Source organism: Paenibacillus sp. BK720 (genome assembly GCF_011761545.1).
Lineage (GTDB): Bacteria > Bacillota > Bacilli > Paenibacillales > Paenibacillaceae > Pristimantibacillus.
Map to the genome: position 1 here is coordinate 775,673 of NZ_JAASRQ010000003.1, position 25,540 is coordinate 801,212.

Here is a 25,540-nt window from a genome sequence, read left to right on the forward strand (position 1 = left end):
GCTTAAGCTTCCTCCTTGGATTGTTTTAATAAACGCAATACTTCGTTCTGGAGCCGGCCCAGCTCGCGGTGATCCTGTTCGGTCATCGACAGCAGAGGACGCAGCATATTCATGCGCGTCGCATCCGTCTCGCGCCAGAGCTCCTTGCCTTTCTCCGTCAGCTTCATCGTCATCGCCCTGCGATCCGCTTCCGTTCGTTCGCGCTCCAGGATGCCTGCCTTCACCATCCGGTCCACGATGCCGCTCATCGTGCTGTTGCCCACATTCAGCTTCTCGGCAAGCTCGGACATGCGGATTTCGGGGGTTTCGTGCAGTATGCGCAGCACCAAAAGCTGAAGGGCGGTCAAGTTATGCTTGCTCGCAGCCTTGGACAAGATTTGGAAAAAGACTTGATTAATTTCGCGATAAGTTTGAAAAATGCCCACGATTCGCTGTTCTTCCACTGCAGCTTCCTCCATAAATAGTTTGCATGCGAATTATTATGAACTAAAATAATATTTTATGTCAATCAGACTTCAGGCCGTTAGTTTCCGCAAAGGTCCCGCTGCTTATCCCGTAACCGACGGTTTTGGTACTTCTTTCCCAATCTTGGAAACGGTGATAAGATAGCGTTTCGGACGGAATGCATGGTTTCTTCGCATGACGGATAACCGGTGATTGCATCTTCCAAACGGCCCTGCTATAATCAACGATAATTATTCGAGTTTGAATGAAGGAGTTACGCGCATGCGGACATTCGCGATTAATCAACTTCATTATCATCACAAACAGCGTTAGCACCCCTGATACAAAAATTCAGGGAGGGCTAGCGCCATTCGCGTTGGCCTCCCTGCGGCATACGTAACGCGCAGGACCAAGAGGTCCTGCGCGTTTTTTATTTTTAACCAAAATAAAAGGAGAGTGCCGGTTATGCAAAACGTGAAAGGAACCTACGATTTTTTCGGAAAAGAACAAGCCGTCCGCCAAAAGGTAAGAGCCGTAGTGCAGGAGGTTTTCGAGTTGTACGCCTTTGAGGGCATGGACTCTACCGTGCTTCACGAGCTGGATTTATTGACCTCCAAGTATGCGGGCGGCGACGAGAATTTGAAGGAGATGTACCGGTTCACGGATCAACGAGGAAGAAAGCTGGGACTGCGTTACGATTTGACGATCCCTTTTGCGAAGGTAATGGCTCTGAATCCCGGAATCAAGCTTCCGTACAGACGGTACGAGATCGGAAAGGTCTTCCGCGATGGTCCGGTGAAGCGGGGCCGTCTGCGGGAATTTCTGCAATGCGACGCGGATATGGTAGGCGTTGCGGGGCCGGAAGCGGAAGGGGAGCTGATGCTGATTGCGGTTGAAGTGTTTAAAAGGCTTGATATCCCGGTTACGCTTCGCTGGAATAACCGGCGGTTTCTAGGTGAAATATTGAAGGCGGTTGGCGTACCCGAAGAAGAAAGCCTGTCGGTGATGCTTACGCTCGACAAGCTCGAGAAGGCAGGCAGCGACGGTGTTTTGGAGGAATTGAGAAATAAAGGAATCACCTGGTCAACGGTTGACGAGATAGCAGAGCTTATGGCCATGAGTGAACCTTCTATCACGCTTGTGGCAGAACGTTATGACCTCAAAGAATCGAAAGGAGCCGCAGAGGTATATGCTCTTCAGGCGCTGATCGACAAGCTGAAGCTGTCGGACATATGCCGCTTTGATCCTTTTTTATCGCGGGGATTGTCTTTCTATACGGGAACCGTTTACGAGATTTTCGATGCCAGCGGAGCTTATGCATCCAGTATCGGAAGCGGAGGAAGGTATGACGCGATAATAGGCAGGCTGATCGGGAGCGAGGAGATGCCTTATCCTGCGGTAGGCTTGTCGTTTGGCATGGAGTCCATCATGGAAATGATCCGGGATCGGGTAGGCCCGGCGCCGGCTCCCAGAGTCGTTGTCCTATCCATCGGCGATTCCATGATAGGCGAGGCCTTGATGGCGGCAGCTTTCCTGCGTTCCAATGGGATTCAGACCGGGATGGAGCCGGCGGGCAGAAAGCTGAGAAAGGCGCTTGCCTCGCTTGAAAGCAGGTCAGTCCGTTATGCGCTGCTGATTGGCGAGGAAGAGGCTCAAACCGGCAAAGTGCGGCTGAAAGACATGAAGGCCAGGGAAGAGTACGTGGTTCCGCTTGATGAAGCGTTATATCTATTAGAAAAGAACGATGCCTAATAGGATTCGTCACATCTTCCGCGCCATCACCGTACTCATCGCATGCTGATGAGGAATGCCGCTGGAGCTGCAGTCGAACACGATCTCGGCGCTGTCCGTGATGAGCCAGTCCCGATAATGGGAGAGCAGCTCGCCCGAATGCCATTTGTAGGCATGAGGTTCTTTTTCCGGCGGCGGCGCGATAAACGGCTTATGGACGAACACGTTCAGGACATGGATTCCGCCAGGGTTAGTGAATTGTTTATAGTTCGCAAAGATCTCCTGGCGGAACTCCGGCTTGATGTAATGAAGCACGCCGCTGGAATAAATAATGTCGTACGGCGTATCGAGGCGAAAGTCCAATATGTCCGCTTTAACTGCGTTGACTTGGACGCCCGCGCGCTCGGCCAGCCGCTTTGTTTTCTCTATGCCGGCATCCGAAACGTCAATGCCCGTTACCTCATACCCGTTCCGGGCGAAAAACACGGCGTCTCTGCCTTCTCCGCAGCCAATATCCAGAAGCTTCAGCCGTCTGCTCGGCGGCATAGCCTTCAGCACCTCGTATACGCCGCTGTTTGGCTCCGTTCCCCAATAATAATTTTCCGTCTTATACTCTTCTTCATAAATCGTAATCGGCTTATCCTGCGAGACATAACCAAGCAGCTTGTCGATGCTGACTTCAAGCGTGCGGCACAACTCCGGCAATAGCGAGAGGTCCGGCATAGTCACAGCGTTCTCCCATTTGGATACCGCCTGGAACGAAATGCCCAGCCTGGTCGCCAGCTCCTCCTGCGTGAATCCTCTTTCTTTCCGGTAGATGGCGATGTTCCGCGCCAGTTTCTCCTTCACGTTCGCTCACGCTCCTTTTGATACTCCTCATTCTAGTGAAGTTGCCTCTTCCGAACAATAACGCGGAGATTGAACTTTCGCCGGACTCAACCTGCGGTTGAGATTTGTAGAAGTTTGGCCAAAGAGAGTATACTGGAGGTATCTTGAGCTATTAGCAGGAGGACCGTCATCCATGTTTACGCAATCAGAACCAATCGGGATCATTCAGAATCATATAAAAGTATTCCAGGCCAAGGAAGAGGATACGCCCGCCGTGCTGGGGCTGCTGGTACGGACCGCGGAATGGCTGAAGAGCAGAGGCTCTGCGCAGTGGAGCGGATTACTGCAGGGCGAAGACTCCCACCGTACGCCGGAAGCGATTAAGCGCGGCGAAGTGTATATTTTCGTACAGGAAGACACGCTTATGGGAATGGTTATGCTGATGCAGCAGGCCAGCCCTTGGGATCGCGAGCTGTGGGGCGAGGAAGGCCACGAGAGCTCGGTCTATTTGCACAGGCTCAACATTAACCGCGCGGCCGCGGGGACCAATCTCGGCGAGGCCATCGTTCAGTGGTCAAGCTCGGGTATTCATTTCCCGGGTAAAGACCGGATCAGGCTGGACTGCATTGCCAATAATCCCAAGCTGAACGACTTCTATCAGAGAGCTTGCGGTTATGAATTCAAAGGCAGCGCATCCAATCCGATCGGCGATTTTAACCTGTATGAGAAAAGGGTATCGGAAGAGTAATCTTATTCTTGCTATTCCGATAAACTTACTATACAATCTTCTCAATTCATTATTCATTTTACGATCAAAGGAGAATCCAAGATGATGCAACCGATCCATCCGGCCGAGGTTCAACGACGCCTGGAAAGCTTGAAAGATCAAGATGTGTATATTCATCTTGAGATGACGACAGGAGCATACGCGGCTCACAACGACGCTTCCAAGCATCCCGCCGCTACTTTTATATCGAATGCCGTTATTCAGTATTCGCATGGTTTAATTTCCGGGAACGGTCCTTTCCGTGTCGGGCTGAAAATGCGGCAGGGCTGGGTCTATTCCGAAGGCTTAACCCACTATGAAGAAAACGAAGCCGAACGGCTTATCCTCGCCGGCCATGACCAGCAGGGCAAGCTGGTTGTCGCTTTGCAGCTCAGCCGGGAGCCTTTTTAAGTAAGAGCTTTCTTTTAGAAAGGAGAGAAACAAATGGAACGTATATTAGTTGTTCTGCCACATCCGGATGATGAAGCATTTACGATGTCGGGCACGCTTGCGCAGCTGATCGATCAGGGCGCGCAGGTTACCTACGCCTGCTTGACCCTTGGGGAGATGGCCCGGAACATGGGCTTTCCGCCGTTCGCAAGCCGGATAACGCTGCCGCAGATCCGCCGGGGCGAGCTTGAGGAATCCTGCGCGGCGATTGGAATCCAGGATCTCAGAATGCTTGGCTTCCATGACAAAACGATCGAGTTCGAGGACAAAGTGTTCCTCGATGAACATATTCATGCTCTTATCGAAGAAGTGAAGCCTGACGTGATCTTCACGTTTTATCCGGGCTACAGCGTTCATCCGGACCATGACGCAACCGGGGAAGCCGTTGTGCGGACAGTGGGAAGACTACCCGAGGAGGAGCGTCCTCCTGTCTATTGCGTGGCGTTTTCCCGAAATCACGAGCAGTATATCGGCAAGCCGGATATCTCGTTTGACGTGCGGGATTACACGAAGAACAAGATGGCTTCCATCCGGGCACACCGCTCGCAATTCAACAGTTCCGAGATCTTCGGGAATAAGCAGCATACCGACAAAGAAGTTCAAGAACGATTGGGTACGGAAAGGTTCTGGACCTATAAGTTTGAAAGCTGGAAATAAGTGCACAAAGCTAAGAGCCCCTCACGCTGCGGTTGAGGGGTTCTTTTTTATCGCAGGAATTACAGCTCAGCCGGGAGTCCGTGCAGATACATCATTTTGCAATCGTAATGCTGCCGCAGAACCCGAATGGTGCTCGGATGAGGCTCGGCATAAATGAACGGATAATCGGTCTCGTCGTATTCCTTCCGGATTGGAAAGGCCAGCCGTTCCTGGTCCAACGAGAATTGGGCGTCTATTCCCGGCTTGTTGCCTCTCGCATCCACTCTGATCCATCGCCCCGCAGCAGGCATGAACACGGCATTGAGGGCATGGATTACGTAACCCGTATCCGGCGTATCCCCAAGCGTCAGCCGCTGATAGCAATAACCCGCCGGTATTCCTTGACTTCGCAGGATGGCGCATAACAGGTTCGACTTGGCATAACAAATGCCTTCTTTATGGGCGAGGACGTCGGAAGCGGCGCAAGTAATGCGGGAACTTTGAATATCCCAGGAATGGGAGATATGATCCCGGACGTACTCGAAGGCGTGACGGATAAACGTTGTTTCGTCGGGCGCTTGCAGGCGCAGTTCCGCCGAAAGAGCCTGAATGGCGGGATGGTGATAATCCACAATCTCGGAATCGGCGAGATAATCGGTCAGTGACGGGGAGATGCAAGGGAAAGGCAAGGCGGAAGCCTCCTTTTAGCTATTTTCAATAATTATGCAATAATATGAATATATATTCAATACTTTCACTTGAACAAACATTATAATGTTTGTTGACCGCTCTTTCTATTCGATGTAATCTAACCTTATAACGTTATACTACATGTCTGTTGCAGAAAAAGGTGGCGGAATGGAATTCATATGGCGGAACGTAAAGCTGTTGGACCGTTCGGAGACGGTCGATATCGTGATGGATGCGAATGGCCGGATTGCCGAGCTGGCGGATGCCTGCACGGCAACCGGCGGCAGGATGATTGACTGTACCGGAATGTACGCCTCAAGCGGATGGATAGACCTGCATGTGCATGCGGTTCCGGGGCTTGCGCCGTACGGCGACGAGATCGATGAGATTGGCGTGAGGCATGGCGTAACCACGATCGTTGATGCGGGGAGCTGCGGAGCGGACCGGATCGACGAGCTGGCTGCCAGCCGGGCGGAGGCAAAGACGAGGGTATTGGCGTTGTTGAACGTATCCCGGCTTGGCTTGCAACGGGTTGATGAGCTCTCCGAGCTTCAATGGATTGACCGGGAAGAGGCGCTGCAAGCCATAGCACGTCACCCGGCCTTTATCGTTGGGTTAAAGGCCAGGATGAGCGGAAGCGTAATTGGTAACAGCGGGCTTGAGCCCTTGCGGCTGGCGAGGGTTCTGTCCGAGGAAAGCGGACTGCCGCTGATGGTCCATATCGGGTCAAGACCGCCGGGGGTAGAGGAGATCCTGCCTTTGCTTCGGGAACGGGATGTGGTGACGCATTATTTGAACGGCAAGCGGGATAACCGGCTGTTTGATCATAACGGCGAGCCTTTGCCGGTTCTTATGGAAGCGTTGGACAGAGGCGTCCGGTTGGATGTCGGGCACGGGACGGCAAGCTTTTCGTTCGAGGTAGCGGAGATGGCGAAGCGTTGGGGAATTCGGTTTGACACGATCAGCACGGACATCTACCGGGGCAACCGGCTGAACGGCCCGGTACATAGCTTGTCCCGGGTGCTGACGAAGTTTCTGCTGCTCGGCTATCCGCTGGAGGAGATTATCGCGGCGGTGACTTCGCGCCCTGCCGGTTGGCTGGGCAGACCGGAGCTTGGACGCATTCGGGTTGGAGAACCCGCGAACCTCACTTTATTCGAGGTGTCGGACCGTCCGTCGGAGCTGCTGGATTCCGAAGGAGAGAAAAGAACGGCAGGGCAAACGATCAAGGCGAGGGGAGCTTATATAAATGGACAGTACTTTGCATGCTAGATACGGTTTGAAAAGAGTCATAAACGCCAGCGGCCGGATGAGCATTCTGGGCGTCTCCGCGCCAACCGACTCGGTAATGGAGGCCATGAAGCGGGGCGGACAAAGCTATGTGGAGATTGCGGATCTGGTCGACAAGGCAGGCGATTATATGGCAGGGATCATCGGCTCCGAAGCAGCCGTCATCGTCAACTCCGCTTCAAGCGGCATTGCGCTGTCGGTTGCGGGAATCGTGACGAAGGGCAGCCGGCGGCTGACGGAAAAGCTTCATCAAGAGCCGATCCAGCAGAATGAAATCATTATTCTCAAAGGCCACAACGTGCAATACGGGGCGCCGGTTGAAACGATGGTCTACTTGGGCGGCGGTAGGCTGGTCGAGGTTGGTTACGCGAACGAAGGAAAAGCCGAGCATATCGAAGAAGCTATTAATGAACGCACGGCTGCTATCCTGTACGTAAAGTCTCATCATGCCGTGCAGAAGAATATGATCAGCGTCGAGGAGGCCTGGGAAGTCGCGCAGCGCCGGGGTGTGCCGATGATCGTGGATGCGGCGGCGGAAGAGGATCTATGGAAATACGTCCGATATTCCGATCTAGCCATCTACAGCGGCTCGAAGGCGATTGAAGGGCCAACCTCCGGTATCGTAGGCGGCAAGCGGCAATATATCGAGTGGGTGAAAATGCAGCTTCAAGGCATCGGACGCAGCATGAAGGTGGGCAAGGAAACATCCTTTGGCCTGCTTCAGGCGCTGGACGAATACCGTGACAAGCCGGATGACAGCGAGCGGGAGAAGGCAGCGCTGAACAAGCTGCTTCCGCTCTCCGGGCTGCCCGGCGTGAAGGCAACGATCGTGCGGGATGAAGCGGGAAGAGCGATTTTCCGTGCCCGAATTCAAATCGATCCGGCTTTGTCGGGTACAACGGCGAAGGCCGTTAATGACGGGCTGCGCGAAGGAGAAATCGCGATTTATACCCGGGATTACGGCGTGAAGCAAGGCTATTTCGATATCGATCCCCGTCCGTTAATGGGCGACGATATCGATGTCATTGAAGCACGTATACGAGAATTGGCAGGAGGCCGCACCCATGTCTAATATGGCGAAACGATTATACAAAGGACGCGCCGCGCTTAATGTGCTCGCGGGCAGCATCGGTAACGCAAAGGATGTATTCGAGGCGGCGGAAGGCTATATGCTTGTTGGCGTTTTGTCCAAAAACTATCCATCAGCAGAGGCGGCCGTTGAGGCGATGAGGGAGTACGGTCTTGCGATCGACGATGCCGTATCCATTGGCCTTGGCGCGGGAGATAACCGGCAGGCGGCCATAGTTGCGGAGATTGCGAGGCAATACGGAGGTACGCATATTAATCAGGTATTCCCGGCTGTTGGGGCGACGCGGGCTAACCTTGGAGACAAGAAGAGCTGGATTAACAGCTTGGTATCTCCCACCGGTCAGGTAGGTTACGTCAATCTGTCTACGGGACCGGCCAGCGCGGCAGCCCGGGAGCAGGCGATTGTGCCGGTGAAGGCGGCCATTGCGCTTGTCCGCGATATGGGCGGCAACGCGCTGAAATATTTTCCGATGAACGGGCTGGCCTGCGAAGAGGAGCTTCGGGCGGTTGCGAAGGCATGCGCCGAGGAAGGCTTTGCGCTTGAGCCGACAGGGGGCATTGACAAAGAACACTTTGAGGCGATTCTGCGCATAACGCTGGAAGCGGGCGTACCGCAGGTTATTCCGCATGTGTATTCCTCGATTATGGACAAGGCAACGGGTGCAACCAGAGTGGAGGACGTGCAGGAGCTGCTGATCACGATGAAAAAGCTGGTTGACCTTTATGGCGGATAAGCGGCGGGTTGCGGCTTTTGGCGAAGTGATGATGCGGCTGCAGACGCCCGGCTTCCAGCTGCTGACGCAGGCCGACAGCTTGTCTTATTCGTTCTCGGGGACGGGAGTTAACGTGATGTCGGCGCTCTCGCGGTTTGGTTACTCGGCATTCTTGATCACGCGGCTGCCGGATAATCCTCTGGGCGAAGCGGCAATAGGAAGCCTGCGCAGGCTTGGAGTGGCAACGGAGCTTCTGGAGCGCGGCGGACGGTATATCGGCATGTATTTTCTCGAAAATGGCTTCGGATCGCGACCAAGCCGCGTCACCTACACGAACCGGCAGGAAAGCAGCTTTAACACGGCTCCCGCGGATGCTTACGATTACAACCGGATTGCCGCCGAACTGGACGTTCTGCATTTATGCGGCATTGGGCTGGCCATGAACGACGGCGTCCGGCTCCATATGCGGAAGCTGGCCGAGGCGGTAAGGCAGCAGGGCGGAATGGTCGTATTTGATTGCAACTACCGCCCGGCATTGTGGGGCGATGGCGGCTACGAAGCGGCAAAGCCTCATTTTGAGCGGATGCTGCAGCTGGCGGATGTGGTCATGATGAACGAACGGGATGCGATTTATATTTTGGGGATGCAGGCTGAGGCGGCGGAGCGCGAAGGGCAGCTAGTCGAGCTGATTCCCGCCGTGGCGGACCGTTACGGTATTTCCGTTATAGCAGGCACGCACCGTACCGTGAATGCCGACAATACGCATTCGCTGCGAGGCTTTCTTTACAAAGAGCGAGTCTTTTCTTTTTCGCCGGAGCGGTCGTTTTTGGTGTATGATCGGATTGGAGCCGGCGATGCTTATACGAGCGGGATCATTCACGGGAAGCTGCAGGGATTTGCGCCCGGGAAGACGGTGGGCTTCGCGGCGGCCGCAGCCGTATTGGCGCATACAACGGCCGGAGATACGCCAATGTCGTCGGAACGGGATATTCTTCGGGCCATGGCGGAGAAGGCGGCCGATGTGGAAAGGTAGGTAGAACGCGATGAAGCTGGTGCGAAATAACAGCCCTTTATATATACAAGTGATGAACATTATTAAAGATCGGATTTTGCACGGGATGTACCCGGTGGATGCGAATATTCCGTCCGAGCCGCTGCTCGAGCAGGAGTTCCAGGTCAGCAAAATAACGGTGCGCAATGCCATCAAGGCGCTGGTCCAGGAAGGATACCTGGAGACGAGCAGCGGCAAAGGCACGAGAGTGATCCGCAATACCTCCTCCTCCAAGCTGTCCAGGCTGAAGCGTTTTACGGAGGTTCTGGTAGAAGAGGGACATCGGATTGGCAAGCAGCCGCTGCGGACGGAGCTTTCGGATAACGAGGAAGGAACGGAGCCGTACCGTTTGTTCGGACCGCAGGCTTTGAAGATCGACCGGTTATACCTGTTGAACGGAAAGCCTTATATTCATTACACCCATTATTTGCCGGCGAAGCTGCACGGCACCGCCGATGTCCTAAAGATTCAATCCCTATACGACTGGCTGGAGGAGCAGGGCTTTGTGCCGGAGCGTTACCGGGATGAATTTGCCGTATCGCCGGCCCCCGGCGCGGTTCGGGAAGCGTTGGGAATAACAGCGGGACAGGCTGTCTGCCTGAAGCGTTCCCGGTTTGCTTACGGGCCGGGCGACGATTTGATTGAGTACAGCGTGGGTTATTATAATACGGACATGCATCCTTACGTCGTTAATTATGATGTGTAAGGACCAGGAGGGCGAATGGAAACAAGCAAAACGGAGTACAAAACGATTGACGAATACATAGCCAACTTTCCTGTCGAGCTGCAGGCCATACTTGCGAAGATCCGGGCAGTGATCCGGGAAGCCGCGCCCGATGCGAAGGAAAAGATCAGCTACCAGATGCCGGCCTTTGAGCTGAACGGAAATCTAGTCTATTATGCCGCGTTCAAAAAGCATATCGGATTTTACCCCACAGCGGCGGGCATCAGTGCTTTTCAAGAGGAGTTGTCCGGCTATAAAGGAGCCAAAGGCTCCGTACAATTCCCTTTGAACAAGCCGATTCCGTATGATATCATCAAGCGGATCACCGAATACCGGGCGGCGGAGAACCGGCAGAAGGGGAAGAAGTAAGATGGCGGATGTCTATTTGGTTCTGCCGGCTCTGGAGTGGAAGGAGCCTTACCTGGATTTCTATCGGGAATGGATCGGCAGCGGCGAGGACATCGTCCCTTGGGTGGTGGAACAGGATCCGTCGGACTTCCAGGCGATGATTGGGTGGCTGGAGGACATGTCGAACGGGATTGGCCTTCAAGAGGGCTGGGTGGCAAGCTCCACCTATTGGCTGGCAACGGAAGACCGCAGAATCGTTGGCGCGGTGAACATCCGGCATGCCTTGTCGCCTTGGCTGATGGAAAGGGGAGGGCATATCGGATACGGAATCCGCCCTTCCGCCAGAAGGCAGGGTTATGCGACCAAGCTGCTCGCCCTATCGTTAGGGAAGACGAGGGAGCTTGGCATTCAGCGGGTTCTGGTCTGCTGCGACGAGAATAATGCTGCATCGGCAAGGACTATTCTGAACAACGGCGGAATCGAAGATAAGAGCTTCACGGAAGAGAACGGGAACGTGATCCGCCGGTTCTGGATAGAGGGTTAGACTTTCTTGATTATGGAGGAAAAGAGGAATCTTGGATGAGTAAAGGATTGCTTCACCAACTCGGCTTTGTCCGGCAGGTCACTTTAAACGCGGTCCGGGGATTGCCGGAAGCTATGCTGGACGTTGTGCCGGAAGGCTTTAACAACAATATGAGATGGAACCTGGGACATATTTACGTGGTGCAGGAAAGGTTTGCTTTTCATTTTGCCGGGGAGCCCGTGCTCCTTCCGGACAGCTTTGAGCGGTGGTTTGCGAAAGGCACCAAGCCGGGCGATTGGCAGGAGGAGCAATTGCCGAAGCTGGATACCCTGCTGGAGCTTCTTGCCGCGCAGCCGATTCGCATTGCGGAAAAATTGCACGATAGACTAGAAGAGCAAACGGCCATGCCCTTCACGACAGGTACGGGAGTTCCTCTCCATACGGTGGGCGAATTTCTCAGCTATACCTTGTATCATGAAGGAATTCACTTCAATTCCATCAGTCTGCTCAAGCGATTGGCCGCTAATGGACGATAATCGCCCTTTGTAAGCGTTTTGTTCTAAAATTGTCAAATTTCACACAAACCAGTCGAAAAGTTTTGGGCGCATTTTATCAACATGTCACCTTTCATCGCATATGGTGTAGCAAGGTGGTGATGATGGAGTGACATTTACGCTTATCGACTGGATCAAGTATACGTTCTGGGGCGTATTCGGATTTATGATTATCGACTTCGTGATTGCCTTTTCCAAGTCGTTCTGGCAGGGAAGCTTCAAGACATCATTTCTGCCTTATCTGAAGGACATCCTATTCTACGTATATCCTCTATATTTCCTTTTATCGATAGTTAACCTGGACCCGACGGAATGGACGCTGTTTACCCTTTTCTTCATAGGCGGCTTATCCTTGATAATCAAGTACGTGCTGGACATTATCGGACGGTTCAAGCCAAAAGCCGAAGACGAAAGCGGGACGTAGCTCCCGGACGAACGCGACGCAAAAAGACCCCAAGTGGGTCTTTTTTGCGTTAGGTCGACGCCTTAGTTGCTCGAACGGCTGCATTAGGCAAAAAGCCTGCTATAGCCGTTCCAGCAACATGGCGTGCCGAGGAGGGTGGCGAGTTCCAAGCCACGAGAACGAGCAGGTAGCTAATACAAAACCCGAGCAGAAAAAAAGACCCTTGCGAGGGTCATCTTTCTGCTTCATCCCCAAACGATGAAGCGAGGTTTTTGTGGTGTAACGACTCACGGAGCAGGCGGGCACGGAGCAAGTGAATGTTCTGGAGAAGCGGAGCGTTTGCCTTTGTTTCCGGATTCGGACCACCTGTCCGATTGTTCAACGAATCCGGAAACAACAGCAATCGGAAGAACATTCACTTGCGCAGTGCCAGCCCTTGCGCAGTGCCAGCCCTTGCGCAGTGCCAGCCACAGCGCAGTACCACGCGCCAGCCCAACAGTTACCCGCAACTACCTCCCCTCATCGTCCCGGTCCCTATACTCCTGAGGAGTCACATCAAAAAACTTTTTAAACACCCGGATGAAATACGCGGTGTTGTTATAGCCGACGATCTCGGCGATCTCGAATACCTTGGACGGCGTAGTGCGAAGCAGGAACGCGGCCTTTTCCATCCGAAGCCGGTACACGTATTCCGTCAGCGGCTCGCCGGTTTCCGCTTTATAGATTTTCGAGAGATACACGGGATGCAGATGGACATGGTCCGCAATAGCCGGCAGCGATACGTCCTTCGCCAGATTGGCGTCGATAAACGACCGGACCGTGCGGACAATCGTGCTGTGATTATCCTTTAGCTCCTGGTCGGCATCCTCGCGGATACCCTGCAGGATCCGGATCGACCATTCCATCAGCTGGGCCGCCGTGGTGTAGGCCGGAGCATGGAAGAACTTGAGGGCCTCAGCCGAAAGAACGGAGGACAACAGCTTGCCGTTCTTGTGAATGATATACGAGAAAGCGCCGGCCAGCACATGATAAGCTTCAATCAGCTGTTCCGACATATCCTGTTCGCCGCCCGTCTCCAACATATCGCGGAAAATATGCCGGATCTTCGCCTCGACGTCGTCGAACCGGCCGGCATCCAGAAGGCTGATCAGGGTAGGCGGCTCGTATAAGGACCAGACCGTATTCATCGGGCTGGAATCCAAGGCTTCCTGCGTGGTCACAAACAACCCTTTGCCATGGCCCATCTTCCGGCGCATGGAGGTAACGGCATGCTCATAGATTTCCTTCACTTTTCCCGGAAACGTTCCTTGGCCTCCTACGAGTACCGAAATAGCCCCCTTGAGATAGTTCTGCACATTGGTCTGAATTTGCGCGGCATAACGCTCGAGCAAGGACCTGGCTTCAGCGCCGGCAACCGCCGGATTCTTTGGTTTCACAAGAATCACAATGTAATCATGAGCATCCCGGGCATGCCAGATATGATAATCATTTTGCATGATTTCACTCGTTATATTGCAGATGGCATACTCCATTAGCGCGGAATCCTGCCCCGGCATTTCGGCAAAACGCTCCTCCATCCGGATCAGCATCATGCACACCTGGTCGCCCTCCGCAAAAGGAAGCTCCAGAAGCGCCAGCTTGTCCGCCAACGCAGAATGGCTGCTGCCTCTCAGCAGCTCGTGAAGCGTATTTGCCCGGAGCAAAGGAAGATTCTCGTTCAAGGTGTACAGGGTTTTCCGATAGGAGGCAACCTCTTCCCATTTCTCCTTGATCTGCTTTACAACCCGCTCAACCGAATCGATCAGATCCTCGTCGCTGACAGGCTTCAGCAGATAGTCAAAGGTATTCTGAACGATCGCTTGCTTGGCATAATCGAAATCGGCATATCCGGTGAGCAAAATCGTCCGGACATGCGGCCATTTGCTATTAATCGCCGTAATGAGCTCTATGCCGGACATCCCCGGCATTTTAATATCGGTAATCACGATATCGATCGCATGGTCTTCCATGATTTGCAGGGCTATCGGCCCGGATAAAGCTTCGTGAACAACGCTAATGCCGCATTCTTCCCAAGGAATCGTCTCGGCAAGGGTCTCGACAACGGACCGTTCATCGTCTACAAGCAAGAGCTGTAACATGCTGCTTCACCTACTCTATTGTTTTGTCACTCCAGGTAATAGTCGTCTTGATTCCCCCCAAGCCTGAGCGGGAATAAGACAAGCCGGCTCCTTCTCCAAACAGATAGATCAATCTTTGATGCACATTCCAAGTCCCGCAGCCCATATTGTCGTCAAGCGGCTTGGTTAAGCTGAGCTGCAGCTTCTGAATTTCCTCGTCTGTCATGCCAATCCCGCTATCCTCCACGACTAACCGATACACACCGTCCTCCGCATATCCGCGGATCCGGATCTCGCCGTTCTCCGCCTGCGGCTCCAATCCGTGGACAATGGCATTTTCGACAATCGGCTGCAAGGTTAACCGCGAGATCGTTTTGTTCATCAGCTCCTCCGGCACCTCAATCGTAAACCGCATCCGTTCAAGCCGGAGAGACTGGATTTCCAGGTAATTCGTGACCATGCTAAGCTCCTCGCGGATCGTCGCCTCGTCGTTTTCCGACCTTGTAATATAGCGGAAATACTCTCCAAGATTCAAAGCCATCGCCACAACGGCTTTTTCGTTTTTCATCCGCGCCATGTTTTTGATATAGAACAGGCAGTTGTACAGAAAATGCGGATTGATCTGGGACTGCAAATGCTTCAGCGTTGCTTCGCGCCTCCGCAGCTTCTCCTCGTATACGTTCTCGATCAGCTCCCGGATCCGCTGGGCCATAATGTTGAACCGTCCGAGCAAAAGGCTGAATTCGTTATGGCCCGAATGGCTCAGCCGCACCGAGAAATCGCCGGAAGACAGCCGCTTGGTGCCCCGGACAAGCTGGAGCAGAGGGACCTGCACACTTCGGTAAATAACGAAGATAACGGCGATACTCATGACGAGCAGGACGGCAATCGACGTATAGAACAAGTTCCGGCTGTTCGTAATCGGACTCAAAATCTGCTGCATCGGAACATAATCGACATAATACCACTTCAGGCTATCCGACTTGATGTAAGAGACGTAATACTCGGTATTGTCCAGCTTCGTGCGGAAGCCTCCCCGGTCCCCGAGCTTGGATGATTTCAGCTTCTCCGTGAGAAGATCGATCTTCGCGGCGTTGGCGGAATGATTGCGGATCGATCCCTGCTCCGGATTGAACAGGAACGGATCGCCGCTGTTGTTCGCTTTGTTTTCGTCCAGCATGGCCGTCACATGATTGATCGGGAAGCTGATCTTCGTAATGAGCCTCGCGCTGCGCGGATTGGACATCGCCGTCGTTGGTTCGGTGGCATACCAGACAAAGCTGTCGCCCGTATACTCCCAGGATTTGAGGAACGGCCTCGTAAATGCATCCTCCCGATACGTGATCGTATTGTAATAGTCCGTGGACAAGGCGTCTCCCGTGCGCGGGAAAAACAACGTAATGGTGGAATGCCACTTGCTGGCGGCATTGTACAGATTCATTTTCTCCAGTATGGCGACGCTCAGCTTTACCCGTTCATAAGGCTGCTCCCGGAAGTCCGGACGCTGGTACTCCTGAATGCTGGAGTCCTGCCCAATTGATACGCCGTAGAGGGATAACTGATAAATATTCGACTCGACCTGGGCAGCGAAGGAAGACAAGCGATTCGTTGTGCCGCTTTGGATTTCATTCTCGATGACGCGCACGCTTTCCCGGTTGGAATAGGTGTACAGGGATAGGACCGGGATAAGCAGGAGCAGGACGAGAAGGGAGATTTTCGTAAAAACATTGAACCGCAGCAGCAAGATGAGGCCCCCTTCAGATAGTTAAAATATCAATATCGTTGTTGCAATATTAGGATATAGATCGCAAATCCCCGTTGCTATAATCGTTATATTACAAGGTCAGGACGACCTAGAAAAGCACAAATTTGTCTGAACATGGAGGATACCGCGGTGAAAGAAACTGCTTTACAGCTACCTGCACAACAAGAGAAACGCCGTGTTTCAAGGAAAAGCTGGAACATGAAACGGAACTGGCCCCTGCACGTGATGCTCCTGCCGGCGCTTGTTCTCGTCCTTATTTTCCAGTACGTTCCGATGGCCGGAATCGTAATCGCGTTCCAGGATTTCAAGCCTTGGAAAGGGTTAACCGGGTCCGAATGGGTCGGCCTCGACAACTTCCGGTTTCTGTTCAAGTATCCGGATATCGGTCAGGTGATATGGAATACGCTTGTCATCGCTTTTTTCAAAATGGCAGCCGGACTTATCGTTCCTTTCCTGTTCGCCATTCTGCTCAACGAGGTCAGGCTGATGGCCTTCAAACGGGTTACCCAGACGCTTGTCTATCTGCCGCATTTTCTTTCCTGGGTTATTCTCGGGGGAATTTTGCTCGATATTCTCGCTCCGGACGGGGGACTCGTGAACAAAGCCGTAATGGCGCTGGGGTTTGAACCGGTCTTCTTCCTAGGGGATAACAACTGGTTCCGGTTCACGCTTATTGTCAGCGACGTCTGGAAGGAGTTCGGCTTCGGAACGATTGTCTTCCTGGCGGCGCTGGCGGGAATCAATCCGGCGCTTTACGAAGCGGCGGAGGTAGACGGGGCGTCAAGGCTGAAGCAGACCATCCATATTACGATGCCTGCGCTAATGCCCATAACCATCGTGCTTGGAACGCTTTCGATCGGCAATATTTTGAATGCCGGTTTCGACCAGGTGTTTAACCTGTACAACCCTCTCGTGATGGAGAAGGGAGATATTATCGACACCTTCGTTTATAGGCTGGGGATATTAAACGGGAAAATGAGCTTCGCCACAACGGTCGGACTGTTCAAATCCGTCGTAGCGACGATTCTCATCGCTACATCTTACCGGCTTGCCTATAAATTTGCGAATTATCGCGTCTTCTAAGGAGGTTCTACTTTTGTACCACAAAACGTTAGGCTACAAAATTTTCAACATCGGCAACTATGTGTTTCTTGGCCTTCTGTCGCTTCTATGCATCTTGCCGATCATTCATATTCTGGCCGTATCGTTCAGCAGCATGGCGCCGGCTTCTTCGAATCTCGTAGGCTTCTGGCCGATCGGCTTTACGACGGATGCCTACGAGAAAACGTTCGGCAATTCCAATTTCTTGAACTCGCTTGGCGTTTCGGTTATGAGAACCGTATTATCCACGGTAATCGGCATGGCTCTTTGCCTAATGACCGCTTATCCGCTGTCGAAGGAGGATCTTCATTTCCGGGGCCGCACGATGTATATCTGGATTTTTGTCTTTACGATTCTGTTCAGCGGAGGGTTGATTCCAAGCTACATTCTGGTTCAGAAGCTAGGCCTGATGGATTCCATCTGGGCGTTAGTGCTGCCCGGCGCGGTGTCGGTATGGAACGTCATTTTGATGCTGAACTTTTTCCGGGGCCTGCCGAAGGAGCTGGAGGAAGCGGCTTATCTGGACGGGGCGGGACAGCTGAAGACGCTGGTGCTGGTGTTTATACCGCTGTCGATGCCGTCGATTGCGACTTTGTCGCTGTTCACGATGGTCTATCAATGGAACTCCTGGTTCGACGGGATGATCTATATGCGGGATATCAAGGATTATCCGCTGGCATCGCTTCTCCAGACGATTATCGTCCAGCAGGATTTCAGCAAGATCAACGTCGATCCGAAGCAGCTGGAGAACATTTCGCAGCGTACGGTACGGGCCGCGCAGATCTTCATCGGCGCGCTTCCGATTCTGCTCGTTTATCCGTTCCTGCAGCGGTTCTTTGTTAAAGGGATGGTAATTGGCGCGGTAAAAGAGTAGCGACAGGCAAAGGAGGGGCCGCTTGATGCGGCCTCGACAATGTAAACCATTGGGGAGGTAACTATGTTAAAGAAGAGATTATCGCAATTAACGGCCTGCAGTCTGCTGGCAGCCACTCTTAGCCCGCTTGTTGGCGGGACAGCCATCCAAGCCTCGGAAACGGCGGCTGTATCCTCGTTTCAGGATTTGAAAGGACATTGGGCGGAATCCGCCGTCAATCGCATGGCTTCGTTTGGAGTTGTAAGCGGTTACGGAGATGGGGCGTTTAAGCCTGGCTCGCCTATCAGCCGTGCCGAATTTATTGTCATGCTGGACCGTATCTTTGGATTCGCCGGACAGGATGAATCCGGATTTCAGGATGTAGCGCCGGATGCCTGGTATTCCGACGCGGTGACGAGAGCGAGCGGTTCCGGCATTGTTCGGGGCGTGGACGCGAAGCATTTCGCTCCAAACGCCGGCATTACGCGAGAAGATGCGGCGGTTATGATCGACCGGGCGTTCGAGCTCTCGACGGGCTTGGAATCCGATGCGGAAGTAAAGCAGTTTAAGGATTTGGGTGATGTTTCCGGCTATGCAAGGAAAGCGCTTACTTATATGACGGGCGAAAAATACATGAAGGGCTACAACGGCAAGCTTGAGCCGAAGTCGCCGATTACGCGCGCCGAATCGGCCGTGCTTTTGTCCGGCATGATCGGGGATTTGGTTGCGAAGCCGGGCAAGTACGACGCTGCGCAAGTGGAAGGCAACCTCGTCATTCGCTCCACGGATGTTACCGTCGATCGTACGGCGGTGCACGGAAGCCTGCTGCTTGCCGAAGGGATTAAAGATGGCGATGTAACGCTCAAGGGCGTAACCGTTACTGGCAAGACCGTTATTAAAGGCGGCGGAAGCCATTCGGTTGTTTTTAACGGCGCCAAGCTGAAGGATGTGCTTATTAACAAGCCAGGCGGTCCGGTCCGCGTTGTTTTCTCAAACGGAACGACGGCGGACCAGGTCCTTATCCAGCATCCAACGGATTTCGAATGGTCGGCGGACAGCCGCGTAGGAAGCCTTCAGGTCCAGTCCGGCGGCGTGACGGTGAATGACAAAGCCGTGCCGGCAGGCACGACAACCAACCTTGGTTCGGGTTCCGCGGGAATGACCAATCCTCCGGCAACCAACCCGCCGGCAGCCTCTGGGGAGAAGCCCGTGCCGCCTACGACGATAGCGGATAACGAGTGGAAGCTCGTATGGAATGACGAATTCAATCAATCAACGATTGACGCAAGCAAGTGGACGGTTCAAGATACCGGCATCGTTTACAATAACGAGCTTGAGTACTACAAGCCGGATAATGCGGTCATTGAACGGGATGGCGGCCGCAGCGTCCTGAGCCTTAAAGCCAAGAAGGAAGAGCATAAAGGCAGCCATTACACCTCGGCGAAGCTTATCACCAAAGAAAAAGGCGACTGGACCTACGGCAAGGTTGTTGTCCGCGCCAAGCTTCCCGTTCAGCAGGGCATGTGGCCGGCGATTTGGATGATGCCAACCGACGAAGCCCATTACGGGGGCTGGCCGGCTTCCGGCGAGATCGATCTGATGGAGCTGATTGGCGGGGCGAACAAGAACCGCGTCTTTGGCACCCTTCATTACGACAGCATTCAGCCGGACGGCTCGCATGGCTCCGAACAAGGCAGCTATGTTCTGCCGGAGGGCAAGAGCTTTGCCGACGATTACCACGATTTTCAGCTGGAATGGCTCCCTGGCGTCATTCGTTTCTATGTGGATGGCCAGCTCTACCAAGAAGTGAGCGACTGGAAAACAAAAGGGCCGGGGCAGCCGGAATATTATACTTATCCCGCGCCGTTTGACCGCCCTTTCTATCTGATTCTGAACCTGGCGGTGGGCGGTGATTGGCCGGGTTCGCCAAACGGCGATTTTACGGCCGATCAGATGAATGTCGACTTCGTAAGGGTGTATGAATACAAGAACCTGGACAGTTGGGGGGATGTAACGGGCAATCCGCCGGAGCCGTTCCCTAAGCGCGAACCGCAGGCCGACGGCAATCTGTTGTATAACGAAAAGTTTACGCAGTCAACGGATGCAAATGGCGTGCCGCAGGATTGGCAGTTCCTTCTTAATGCCGGCGGCTCAGGCCAAGTTGCCGTTGTTGACGATACTTCCAAAGGAAAAGCGGCAAAAATCACGATCGATAACGCCGGTACGGAGATTTACTCTGTTCAGTTGACGCAAATGCCGGTGTTTTTGCAGAAGGGCAAGAAGTATAAGGTCACGTATGAAGCGAAGGCCGATGAGGCCCGCACGATGATGTCGAAGGTGAATCAGTTCGAGAAGAACTGGAAGAATTACTCCGGCGAGCAATACGGCAATCTGACGACCGAATGGCAGGCCTATGAATATACGTTCGACATGCTGGAGAGCACGGACAACAATGCGAGATTCGAGTTTAATCTTGGGAAAAACGCGGCTGCCGTCTATATCGCAAACGTGAAGCTGGTTGAGATCGGCGATGCGTCCCCCCAGCCGGAGATCCCGGGCGAACGAGCCGCGCTGGCGGACGGGAATCTGATTTACAACGGGACTTTTGACCAAGGAAAAGACCGGCTGGCCTTTTGGACCAAGTTCGTTGCTCCGGATGCGGAAGCTGCGGTCGGCGTAAATAATTTTCTTGCGTTCCCGATTTATGAGCGGCAGTTAGTCGTTAATGTTGTAGACGGAGGAGCGGACGCGGAAGCCGTAACGGTCTCCCAGCCGAAGCTGGCGCTTGCAGGGAATAGCGAATACGGCATTACTTTTGAGGCTAAAGCCGATGCGCCGCGGAGTATGAAGGTTGAACTGGCAGGCGATCATTCCGCCTCCTACCCAGGCGGCAATACCATATCGCTTGGCACCACGCTGCAAACCTACTCGCTGGAAGCGGTATTGGGGGACGGCTCGGATACGGCGGAAGCTGAGCTAAAGCTGCTGTTCGGCGGTGAGAGCGGTACGGTCTATGTCGACAACGTCCGGATGGTGAAGCGTGGAGAGCCGATTACGGTAGCGGGCTATACTCATATTCCGGCGGCAAACGCATGGGAGCTGCAGGGGCTGCAGCTCGAAAATGCAAGCGAGGGCGGCAAAAACGTCGCGTACATGGATGAAGGAGATACGCTCAAGTATAAACTCGGCGTAACTCGTTCCGGTGAATATCAATTCTCGGCCAGAGTGGCAAGCGGTAAGGAGCAGTCGCAAGTCCGTCTGCGAATCAAGGACGAGAACGGTGCCGTTGTCTCGCAGTCAGACTATGAACTCGGCAATACCGGCGGCTGGCAGACGTATCAAACCATCTATATGAATCCTGCCGCGCTGACAGCCGGACATGACTATTATGCGGAATTCCAAGGCTACGACTATAACACGCTTTGGGTAGACCTGTCGCCTAACTTGGTACAGAACGGCGGATTCGATACGGATCTTAACGGCTGGAATCTGATTGCGGGAGGTTCGGCGACGATGAGCCGCTCGGATGGGGGAAGCCTGGTTGCGACGCTCCCGGGCACAAGCGCGAACTGGTGGGACGATACGCTTCAGCAAGGCCAATTAACGATCGAGAAGGGCAAGACTTACCGGCTGGAATTTGATGCTTCCGCTACTAGCGAGAAAGCCGTGCAGGTTGTTGTCTCGCAGAGCAGCGGCGATTTCGCCAAATATTTGGAATACACCGCCCAGCTTTCCGCAGACCGCAAGCATTACGCGTACTCTTTTGCAATGGTCGGCGATTCCGATCCTTCGTCCGTGTTGGTGTTCGGTTTGGGGAATCCGGCGGGCACCGCAGGCGGGCATTCGGTAACGATCGATAACGTGCTGCTGTACGAGGTTAATGCTTCCGCGGAGAGCGGCGGCCAGCCGACGAACGTCAATCTGCTGCAAAACGGCAATTTCGCGAACGGCCTCGCGGGGTGGTTCTCTTATACGGCGGCACCGGGCGAGCTTACGGTCGGGGCTAACAACGGAAAGCTGGAGGCTTCGATTGGCACGGTAGGCGATAACCCTTGGGACCGCCAGGTTATTCAGGAGGGCTTCGCCGTTCAGCAGGGAAGCAAGTATGCGTTTAGCTTCAAAGCGAAAGCAAGCACCGCAAGGAAGATGGGGCTTGGCATCGGATGGGTAGATGTGCCGGCAGGCTATGCCTGGCATGGCTATTACGGCCAGCAGGTGGATTTGATGGAAGAGGAGCAGACCTTTACGTTCACTTTTGACGTGACCGATCAGGGTTATAATACGTCCCGCATCTCCTTCGATATGGGCAATATCGCGGGCGGTAACGCCGGCAACGCGACGATTACGATCTCGGACGTTAGCTTGGTCAATCTGGGGCCGATTTAACGCCATTTTATAGATCGAAAGCTTGGTGCCTAAGGAGGGGATACGAGAAGGCGGCAGGCAATTCCAAGGCACGATAAAATCCGGAGGTGTTCGATGAAAAAGAAAGCATCCCTTCTCATGGCCGGTTCGGCGATTGTATCGATGTTGTTTGTCTCAAGCTCTTACGGGGCTACGGAATTTTGGGAGCCTCTGACGTATTATAATCCCGCGACCTGGCAGAAGGCGGACGGCTACTCGAATGGCGGCATGTTCAACTGTACCTGGCGGGCGAACAACGTAAGCTTTACGAGCGACGGGCATTTGAAGCTGGGCTTGACCAGCTCTGCCTACAACGTGTTTGACTGCGCCGAGTACCGTTCCGTCAACAAATACGGTTACGGTCTGTACGAGGTCAGCATGAAGCCGGCGAAAAATACGGGCATCGTATCTTCCTTCTTCACTTATACCGGTCCGTCTGACGGTACGCCTTGGGATGAGATCGACATTGAATTCCTCGGCAAAGACACGACGAAGGTGCAGTTCAACTATTTCACGAACGGAGTAGGCGGGCATGAAAAAATCGTTGATCTTGGCTTTGATGCGTCGCAAGGCTTCCATACTTACGCGTTTAACTGGCAAGCCGGATCAATCAAATGGTATGTGGATGGCGTACTGAAGCATACGGCAACCTCCAACATCCCGAGCAACCCGGGCAAAATCATGATGAACATCTGGAACGGCAAAGGCGTTGACAGCTGGTTAGGTGCCTATAACGGCGCCAATCCGCTTTATGCCGAATACGATTGGATGAAATATACGAGCAACTAAACTAGCGATAACGGTACAGGGGGAACCTGTACCGTTATTTCATGAAACAACTTTCATCTGGTGGAGAGCAGCCCGTTACAGTAAAATTTTAAGGATACATATTCAATTTCCAACATCCTAAAGAAGTGCAATCGATGTTGCAATCTTAGTATAGAACGGGGTAGTCCGACTCCTTAATATAAGTCCTGTAAGCCAATACATTGCACTGGGGGAAACGCAGTTGAAAGAACAGAAGAGAAAGTTGCTGCCTACCATGGTACTCGCGGGAGTGATCTCCCTTACGGCGATTACAAGCGCATGCGGCAACAATAACAATGCACCGGACAATGCCAATGCGAGTGCGAGCAAAGAGCCAAGCAACACGGCTTCTGCGGAGAATACGAATACAGGCACAGAAGCGAAAGACGTTAAATTCGATCCTCCGATTACGATTACGTATTTGCGCCCTTGGGGCCCGGATGTCAAATTCAAATCGGGCGAAGACCAGGACAACAACGTTCATACGAAATGGGCGCTGGATAAATTCGGCATTCAGCTCAAGAACCAATGGATTGCTCCTTCCACGAACAATGCCTTTGAAACGAAGCTTCGCCTGTCTTTGGCAACAAACGAAAAAATGCCGGACATTATTTCGTACCGGGGCGACTTCACGCTTGTGAGAGAGCTGATTGATTCCGGCCGTTTCGTTGATGCGGGGGAGCTGTTCGACAAATACGCCAGCCAGGTATGGAAGGATGCGATGAACGAGGATCCGACCGTATGGTATCCGTACATGGAGGACGGCAAGCGGATTGGCATTCCGATTCTCGATTACGCTTACAACGGCGACCCTGTTATGTGGATCCGCGAAGACTGGATGCAGAAGCTGGGACTTTCGGCTCCAAAAACACTGGATGATCTCGAAAAGGTAATGGATGCCTTCACCAACCAGGATCCCGACGGCAACGGCAAGAAGGATACATACGGTCTGGCGATTGGCTTCAAAAACTGGATTAATACATGGATGTCGGACGCGGGCTGGATCTTTGGCGCTTACGGCACGATGCCTAACCAATGGAACAAAACCGCGGACGGCAAGCTGGAATACGGCTCCGTAACCGAGGGCTCCAAGAAGGCGCTTGCCACGCTTCAAAGCTGGATGAGCAAAGGCTACCTGCCAACCGAAGCGGGCTTGTACGACGAGACCAAAGCGGCGGAAGACTTCACGGCAGGCAAAGCGGGTATTGTCGTTGGTCCTCACTGGATGCCGGCATGGCCGCTGGAAGACGTGAAGAAGAACAATAAAGACGCACAGTACAAAGCATATCCGCTGCCAGCGGGACCAGACGGTCAAGTGGGACGTCACGGCACATCGAACTCCAACGGCGTTGTCCTGATTAATGCCGAGATGGAGCATCCGGAAGCGTTCTTCGCTTACCAGAACTACCTATTCGAGCAATACGCGAATCCGCCGGTTGGCGGAGAGTTCGAGAACGGCCTTGCCGAAGGCTATGACTGGGTTACGGTAGACGGTCAGGTGAAAACCGATGCGGCAAGCACAGGCGGTTACGCACCGGAGAAATATACGATTACGTTCGACGGTGCGCGTATTCCAAGCCTGAACATGCAAGTGCTCTCAAAGCTGGCGAACGGCGAAGAAGCGACTACTCCATTCGAGAAGAAGCTTAAGATGAGCACGCCGCAACCAGTGCTGGAAGCGGCTAAAATCGTACAGGAGCAGAAGGATTCGGTTCTGCCTCAAATGTTTACGGGCGCTCCGACCAAGACGATGCAGACAAGCAACGATATTCTGGGCAAAATGGAGAAGGATACCTTCTCTCAAATCATCTACGGCAAAGCTCCGGTTGATTCATTCGACAAGTTCGTAGAGAAGTGGAAATCCTCCGGCGGCGATAAAATCACCCAGGAAGTAAACGAGTGGTACCAATCCGTCAGCGGCGGAACAAAATAATAATAAGTTTTCGAACCGCCTCTCTATATTAGAGGCGGTTTTTTTTCGCCCCCCCGCTCGTAAAAAAGAGCAGGGTTCTTTGCGGCGTAACGCCCGTAAGGGCGCAGGAAACCGGACGGAGCGGGCAGGCACGGAGCAAGTGAATGCTTTTGAGAAGCGGGGTTTATGCTTCCGGAGTAGCTTTCTTGCAGAAAGCTTGTAGTCCGCCTTTGTTTCCGGATTCGGACCACTGGTCCAATTGTTCAATCCGGAAACAACAGCGGTCGAAAGGGCATTCACTTGCGTAGTGCCGGCCATTAGCGTAGTCCCATACCCCCAGC

Annotated in this window: 24 protein-coding genes; 18 read left to right on the forward strand and 6 right to left on the reverse strand. The window is 53.4% G+C overall.

The features are described 5' to 3' along the window. Positions 1–2 precede the first annotated feature (2 nt). Positions 3–443, reverse strand: coding sequence for a MarR family winged helix-turn-helix transcriptional regulator (locus FHT67_RS15440; protein WP_132310268.1), 441 nt, complete (start codon positions 441–443; stop codon positions 3–5). Between the two features lie 466 nt (positions 444–909). Here FHT67_RS15440 and FHT67_RS15445 point away from each other — a divergent pair, with 466 nt between their 5' ends. After that, positions 910–2,196, forward strand: a complete 1,287-nt coding sequence (locus FHT67_RS15445) for a histidine--tRNA ligase (RefSeq protein WP_167199565.1) — start codon at positions 910–912, stop codon at positions 2,194–2,196. 9 nt (positions 2,197–2,205) lie between these two features. Here the strand turns inward: FHT67_RS15445 and FHT67_RS15450 are convergent, their stop codons facing one another. Then, positions 2,206–3,024: a methyltransferase domain-containing protein gene (locus FHT67_RS15450; protein WP_167199568.1), complete on the reverse strand. Its 819-nt coding sequence runs from the start codon at positions 3,022–3,024 to the stop codon at positions 2,206–2,208. 172 nt (positions 3,025–3,196) lie between these two features. On the opposite strand from FHT67_RS15450, the gene FHT67_RS15455 reads away from it, so the two are divergent. The 3 genes from FHT67_RS15455 to bshB2 all read left to right on the forward strand — a co-directional run bounded on the left by FHT67_RS15455 (position 3,197) and on the right by bshB2 (position 4,876). Continuing rightward, positions 3,197–3,751: a GNAT family N-acetyltransferase gene (locus FHT67_RS15455; RefSeq protein ID WP_167199571.1), complete on the forward strand. Its 555-nt coding sequence runs from the start codon at positions 3,197–3,199 to the stop codon at positions 3,749–3,751. A gap of 84 nt (positions 3,752–3,835) precedes the next feature. Then, positions 3,836–4,180 carry a YojF family protein gene (locus FHT67_RS15460; protein ID WP_132310379.1) on the forward strand — a complete coding sequence of 115 codons (345 nt, stop codon included), beginning with the start codon at positions 3,836–3,838 and terminating at the stop codon, positions 4,178–4,180. A gap of 33 nt (positions 4,181–4,213) precedes the next feature. Further along, positions 4,214–4,876 carry a bacillithiol biosynthesis deacetylase BshB2 gene (gene bshB2 / locus FHT67_RS15465; RefSeq protein WP_167199574.1) on the forward strand — a complete coding sequence of 221 codons (663 nt, stop codon included), beginning with the start codon at positions 4,214–4,216 and terminating at the stop codon, positions 4,874–4,876. Positions 4,877–4,935: 59 nt separating this feature from the next. Here the strand turns inward: bshB2 and FHT67_RS15470 are convergent, their stop codons facing one another. Continuing rightward, a complete protein-coding gene (locus tag FHT67_RS15470; protein WP_167199577.1) occupies positions 4,936–5,544 on the reverse strand; it encodes a transglutaminase-like domain-containing protein in 609 nt (202 codons plus the stop codon). A 169-nt stretch (positions 5,545–5,713) separates the two neighbouring features. Between FHT67_RS15470 and FHT67_RS15475 the strand changes: the two genes are divergently transcribed. The 9 genes from FHT67_RS15475 to FHT67_RS15515 all read left to right on the forward strand — a co-directional run bounded on the left by FHT67_RS15475 (position 5,714) and on the right by FHT67_RS15515 (position 12,261). Beyond that, entirely contained in the window at positions 5,714–6,817 is a 1,104-nt protein-coding gene (locus FHT67_RS15475; protein ID WP_167199580.1) for an amidohydrolase/deacetylase family metallohydrolase, read from the forward strand. Continuing rightward, positions 6,795–7,907, forward strand: a complete 1,113-nt coding sequence (locus tag FHT67_RS15480) for a DgaE family pyridoxal phosphate-dependent ammonia lyase (RefSeq protein ID WP_167199583.1) — start codon at positions 6,795–6,797, stop codon at positions 7,905–7,907. The genes FHT67_RS15475 and FHT67_RS15480 overlap by 23 nt, the downstream gene beginning before the upstream one ends. Continuing rightward, complete coding sequence (dagF, locus tag FHT67_RS15485; RefSeq protein ID WP_167199586.1) at positions 7,900–8,658, forward strand: 2-dehydro-3-deoxy-phosphogluconate aldolase; 759 nt, start codon at positions 7,900–7,902, stop codon at positions 8,656–8,658. Before FHT67_RS15480 ends, dagF begins: the two co-directional genes overlap by 8 nt. Further along, positions 8,648–9,670 (forward strand): sugar kinase, encoded by a 1,023-nt coding sequence (locus FHT67_RS15490; protein WP_167199589.1) that lies wholly within the window; start codon positions 8,648–8,650, stop codon positions 9,668–9,670. The genes dagF and FHT67_RS15490 overlap by 11 nt, the downstream gene beginning before the upstream one ends. 10 nt (positions 9,671–9,680) lie before the next feature. Continuing rightward, a complete protein-coding gene (locus FHT67_RS15495; protein ID WP_132310286.1) occupies positions 9,681–10,394 on the forward strand; it encodes a GntR family transcriptional regulator in 714 nt (237 codons plus the stop codon). A 15-nt stretch (positions 10,395–10,409) separates the two neighbouring features. After that, on the forward strand, positions 10,410–10,781 hold the full coding sequence (locus FHT67_RS15500; protein ID WP_132310288.1) for an iron chaperone: 372 nt from the start codon (positions 10,410–10,412) through the stop codon (positions 10,779–10,781). Between the two features lies 1 nt (position 10,782). After that, on the forward strand, positions 10,783–11,304 hold the full coding sequence (locus FHT67_RS15505; protein ID WP_132310290.1) for a GNAT family N-acetyltransferase: 522 nt from the start codon (positions 10,783–10,785) through the stop codon (positions 11,302–11,304). Between the two features lie 35 nt (positions 11,305–11,339). Beyond that, on the forward strand, positions 11,340–11,819 hold the full coding sequence (locus FHT67_RS15510; RefSeq protein ID WP_167199591.1) for a DinB family protein: 480 nt from the start codon (positions 11,340–11,342) through the stop codon (positions 11,817–11,819). A 127-nt stretch (positions 11,820–11,946) separates the two neighbouring features. Continuing rightward, positions 11,947–12,261 (forward strand): hypothetical protein, encoded by a 315-nt coding sequence (locus FHT67_RS15515; RefSeq protein WP_132310294.1) that lies wholly within the window; start codon positions 11,947–11,949, stop codon positions 12,259–12,261. Between the two features lie 266 nt (positions 12,262–12,527). Here the strand turns inward: FHT67_RS15515 and FHT67_RS29705 are convergent, their stop codons facing one another. From FHT67_RS29705 to FHT67_RS15525, 3 genes are read right to left on the reverse strand one after another with little or no spacing between them, the layout of a single operon-like run. Then, on the reverse strand, positions 12,528–12,749 hold the full coding sequence (locus FHT67_RS29705) for a hypothetical protein (RefSeq protein WP_208403301.1): 222 nt from the start codon (positions 12,747–12,749) through the stop codon (positions 12,528–12,530). Further along, positions 12,750–14,378, reverse strand: a complete 1,629-nt coding sequence (locus tag FHT67_RS15520) for a response regulator (RefSeq protein WP_167199594.1) — start codon at positions 14,376–14,378, stop codon at positions 12,750–12,752. A gap of 10 nt (positions 14,379–14,388) precedes the next feature. Continuing rightward, the gene (locus tag FHT67_RS15525; RefSeq protein ID WP_167199596.1) at positions 14,389–16,101 is read right to left on the reverse strand and encodes a cache domain-containing sensor histidine kinase; all 1,713 of its coding nucleotides are present in this window, start codon (positions 16,099–16,101) and stop codon (positions 14,389–14,391) included. Between the two features lie 219 nt (positions 16,102–16,320). Here FHT67_RS15525 and FHT67_RS15530 point away from each other — a divergent pair, with 219 nt between their 5' ends. The 5 genes from FHT67_RS15530 (at position 16,321) to FHT67_RS15550 (ending at position 25,220) form a co-directional block, all read left to right on the forward strand. Continuing rightward, positions 16,321–17,205, forward strand: a complete 885-nt coding sequence (locus FHT67_RS15530; RefSeq protein ID WP_167199598.1) for an ABC transporter permease — start codon at positions 16,321–16,323, stop codon at positions 17,203–17,205. Between the two features lie 13 nt (positions 17,206–17,218). After that, positions 17,219–18,097, forward strand: a complete 879-nt coding sequence (locus FHT67_RS15535) for a carbohydrate ABC transporter permease (protein WP_132310302.1) — start codon at positions 17,219–17,221, stop codon at positions 18,095–18,097. Positions 18,098–18,160: 63 nt separating this feature from the next. Next, positions 18,161–22,462 (forward strand): carbohydrate binding domain-containing protein, encoded by a 4,302-nt coding sequence (locus FHT67_RS15540; protein WP_167199601.1) that lies wholly within the window; start codon positions 18,161–18,163, stop codon positions 22,460–22,462. A gap of 141 nt (positions 22,463–22,603) precedes the next feature. Next, positions 22,604–23,269, forward strand: coding sequence for a beta-glucanase (bglS, locus tag FHT67_RS15545; RefSeq protein ID WP_481856086.1), 666 nt, complete (start codon positions 22,604–22,606; stop codon positions 23,267–23,269). Positions 23,270–23,489: 220 nt separating this feature from the next. Then, positions 23,490–25,220 carry an extracellular solute-binding protein gene (locus FHT67_RS15550; RefSeq protein ID WP_167199604.1) on the forward strand — a complete coding sequence of 577 codons (1,731 nt, stop codon included), beginning with the start codon at positions 23,490–23,492 and terminating at the stop codon, positions 25,218–25,220. Positions 25,221–25,540 lie beyond the last annotated feature (320 nt).

What these genes read in the sequence shown, in the direction of transcription:
- FHT67_RS15445 (WP_167199565.1), top strand. Translation starts at nt 910, where the DNA reads ATGCAAAACGTGAAAGGAACCTACGATTTTTTCGGAAAAGAACAAGCC.
- FHT67_RS15455 (WP_167199571.1), top strand. Translation starts at nt 3,197, where the DNA reads ATGTTTACGCAATCAGAACCAATCGGGATCATTCAGAATCATATAAAA.
- FHT67_RS15460 (WP_132310379.1), top strand. Translation starts at nt 3,836, where the DNA reads ATGCAACCGATCCATCCGGCCGAGGTTCAACGACGCCTGGAAAGCTTG.
- bshB2 (WP_167199574.1), top strand. Translation starts at nt 4,214, where the DNA reads ATGGAACGTATATTAGTTGTTCTGCCACATCCGGATGATGAAGCATTT.
- FHT67_RS15475 (WP_167199580.1), top strand. Translation starts at nt 5,714, where the DNA reads ATGGAATTCATATGGCGGAACGTAAAGCTGTTGGACCGTTCGGAGACG.
- FHT67_RS15480 (WP_167199583.1), top strand. Translation starts at nt 6,795, where the DNA reads ATGGACAGTACTTTGCATGCTAGATACGGTTTGAAAAGAGTCATAAAC.
- dagF (WP_167199586.1), top strand. Translation starts at nt 7,900, where the DNA reads ATGTCTAATATGGCGAAACGATTATACAAAGGACGCGCCGCGCTTAAT.
- FHT67_RS15490 (WP_167199589.1), top strand. Translation starts at nt 8,648, where the DNA reads ATGGCGGATAAGCGGCGGGTTGCGGCTTTTGGCGAAGTGATGATGCGG.
- FHT67_RS15495 (WP_132310286.1), top strand. Translation starts at nt 9,681, where the DNA reads ATGAAGCTGGTGCGAAATAACAGCCCTTTATATATACAAGTGATGAAC.
- FHT67_RS15500 (WP_132310288.1), top strand. Translation starts at nt 10,410, where the DNA reads ATGGAAACAAGCAAAACGGAGTACAAAACGATTGACGAATACATAGCC.
- FHT67_RS15505 (WP_132310290.1), top strand. Translation starts at nt 10,783, where the DNA reads ATGGCGGATGTCTATTTGGTTCTGCCGGCTCTGGAGTGGAAGGAGCCT.
- FHT67_RS15510 (WP_167199591.1), top strand. Translation starts at nt 11,340, where the DNA reads ATGAGTAAAGGATTGCTTCACCAACTCGGCTTTGTCCGGCAGGTCACT.
- FHT67_RS15520 (WP_167199594.1), bottom strand. Translation starts at nt 14,378, where the DNA reads ATGTTACAGCTCTTGCTTGTAGACGATGAACGGTCCGTTGTCGAGACC.
- FHT67_RS15530 (WP_167199598.1), top strand. Translation starts at nt 16,321, where the DNA reads ATGAAACGGAACTGGCCCCTGCACGTGATGCTCCTGCCGGCGCTTGTT.
- FHT67_RS15540 (WP_167199601.1), top strand. Translation starts at nt 18,161, where the DNA reads ATGTTAAAGAAGAGATTATCGCAATTAACGGCCTGCAGTCTGCTGGCA.
- bglS (WP_481856086.1), top strand. Translation starts at nt 22,604, where the DNA reads ATGTTGTTTGTCTCAAGCTCTTACGGGGCTACGGAATTTTGGGAGCCT.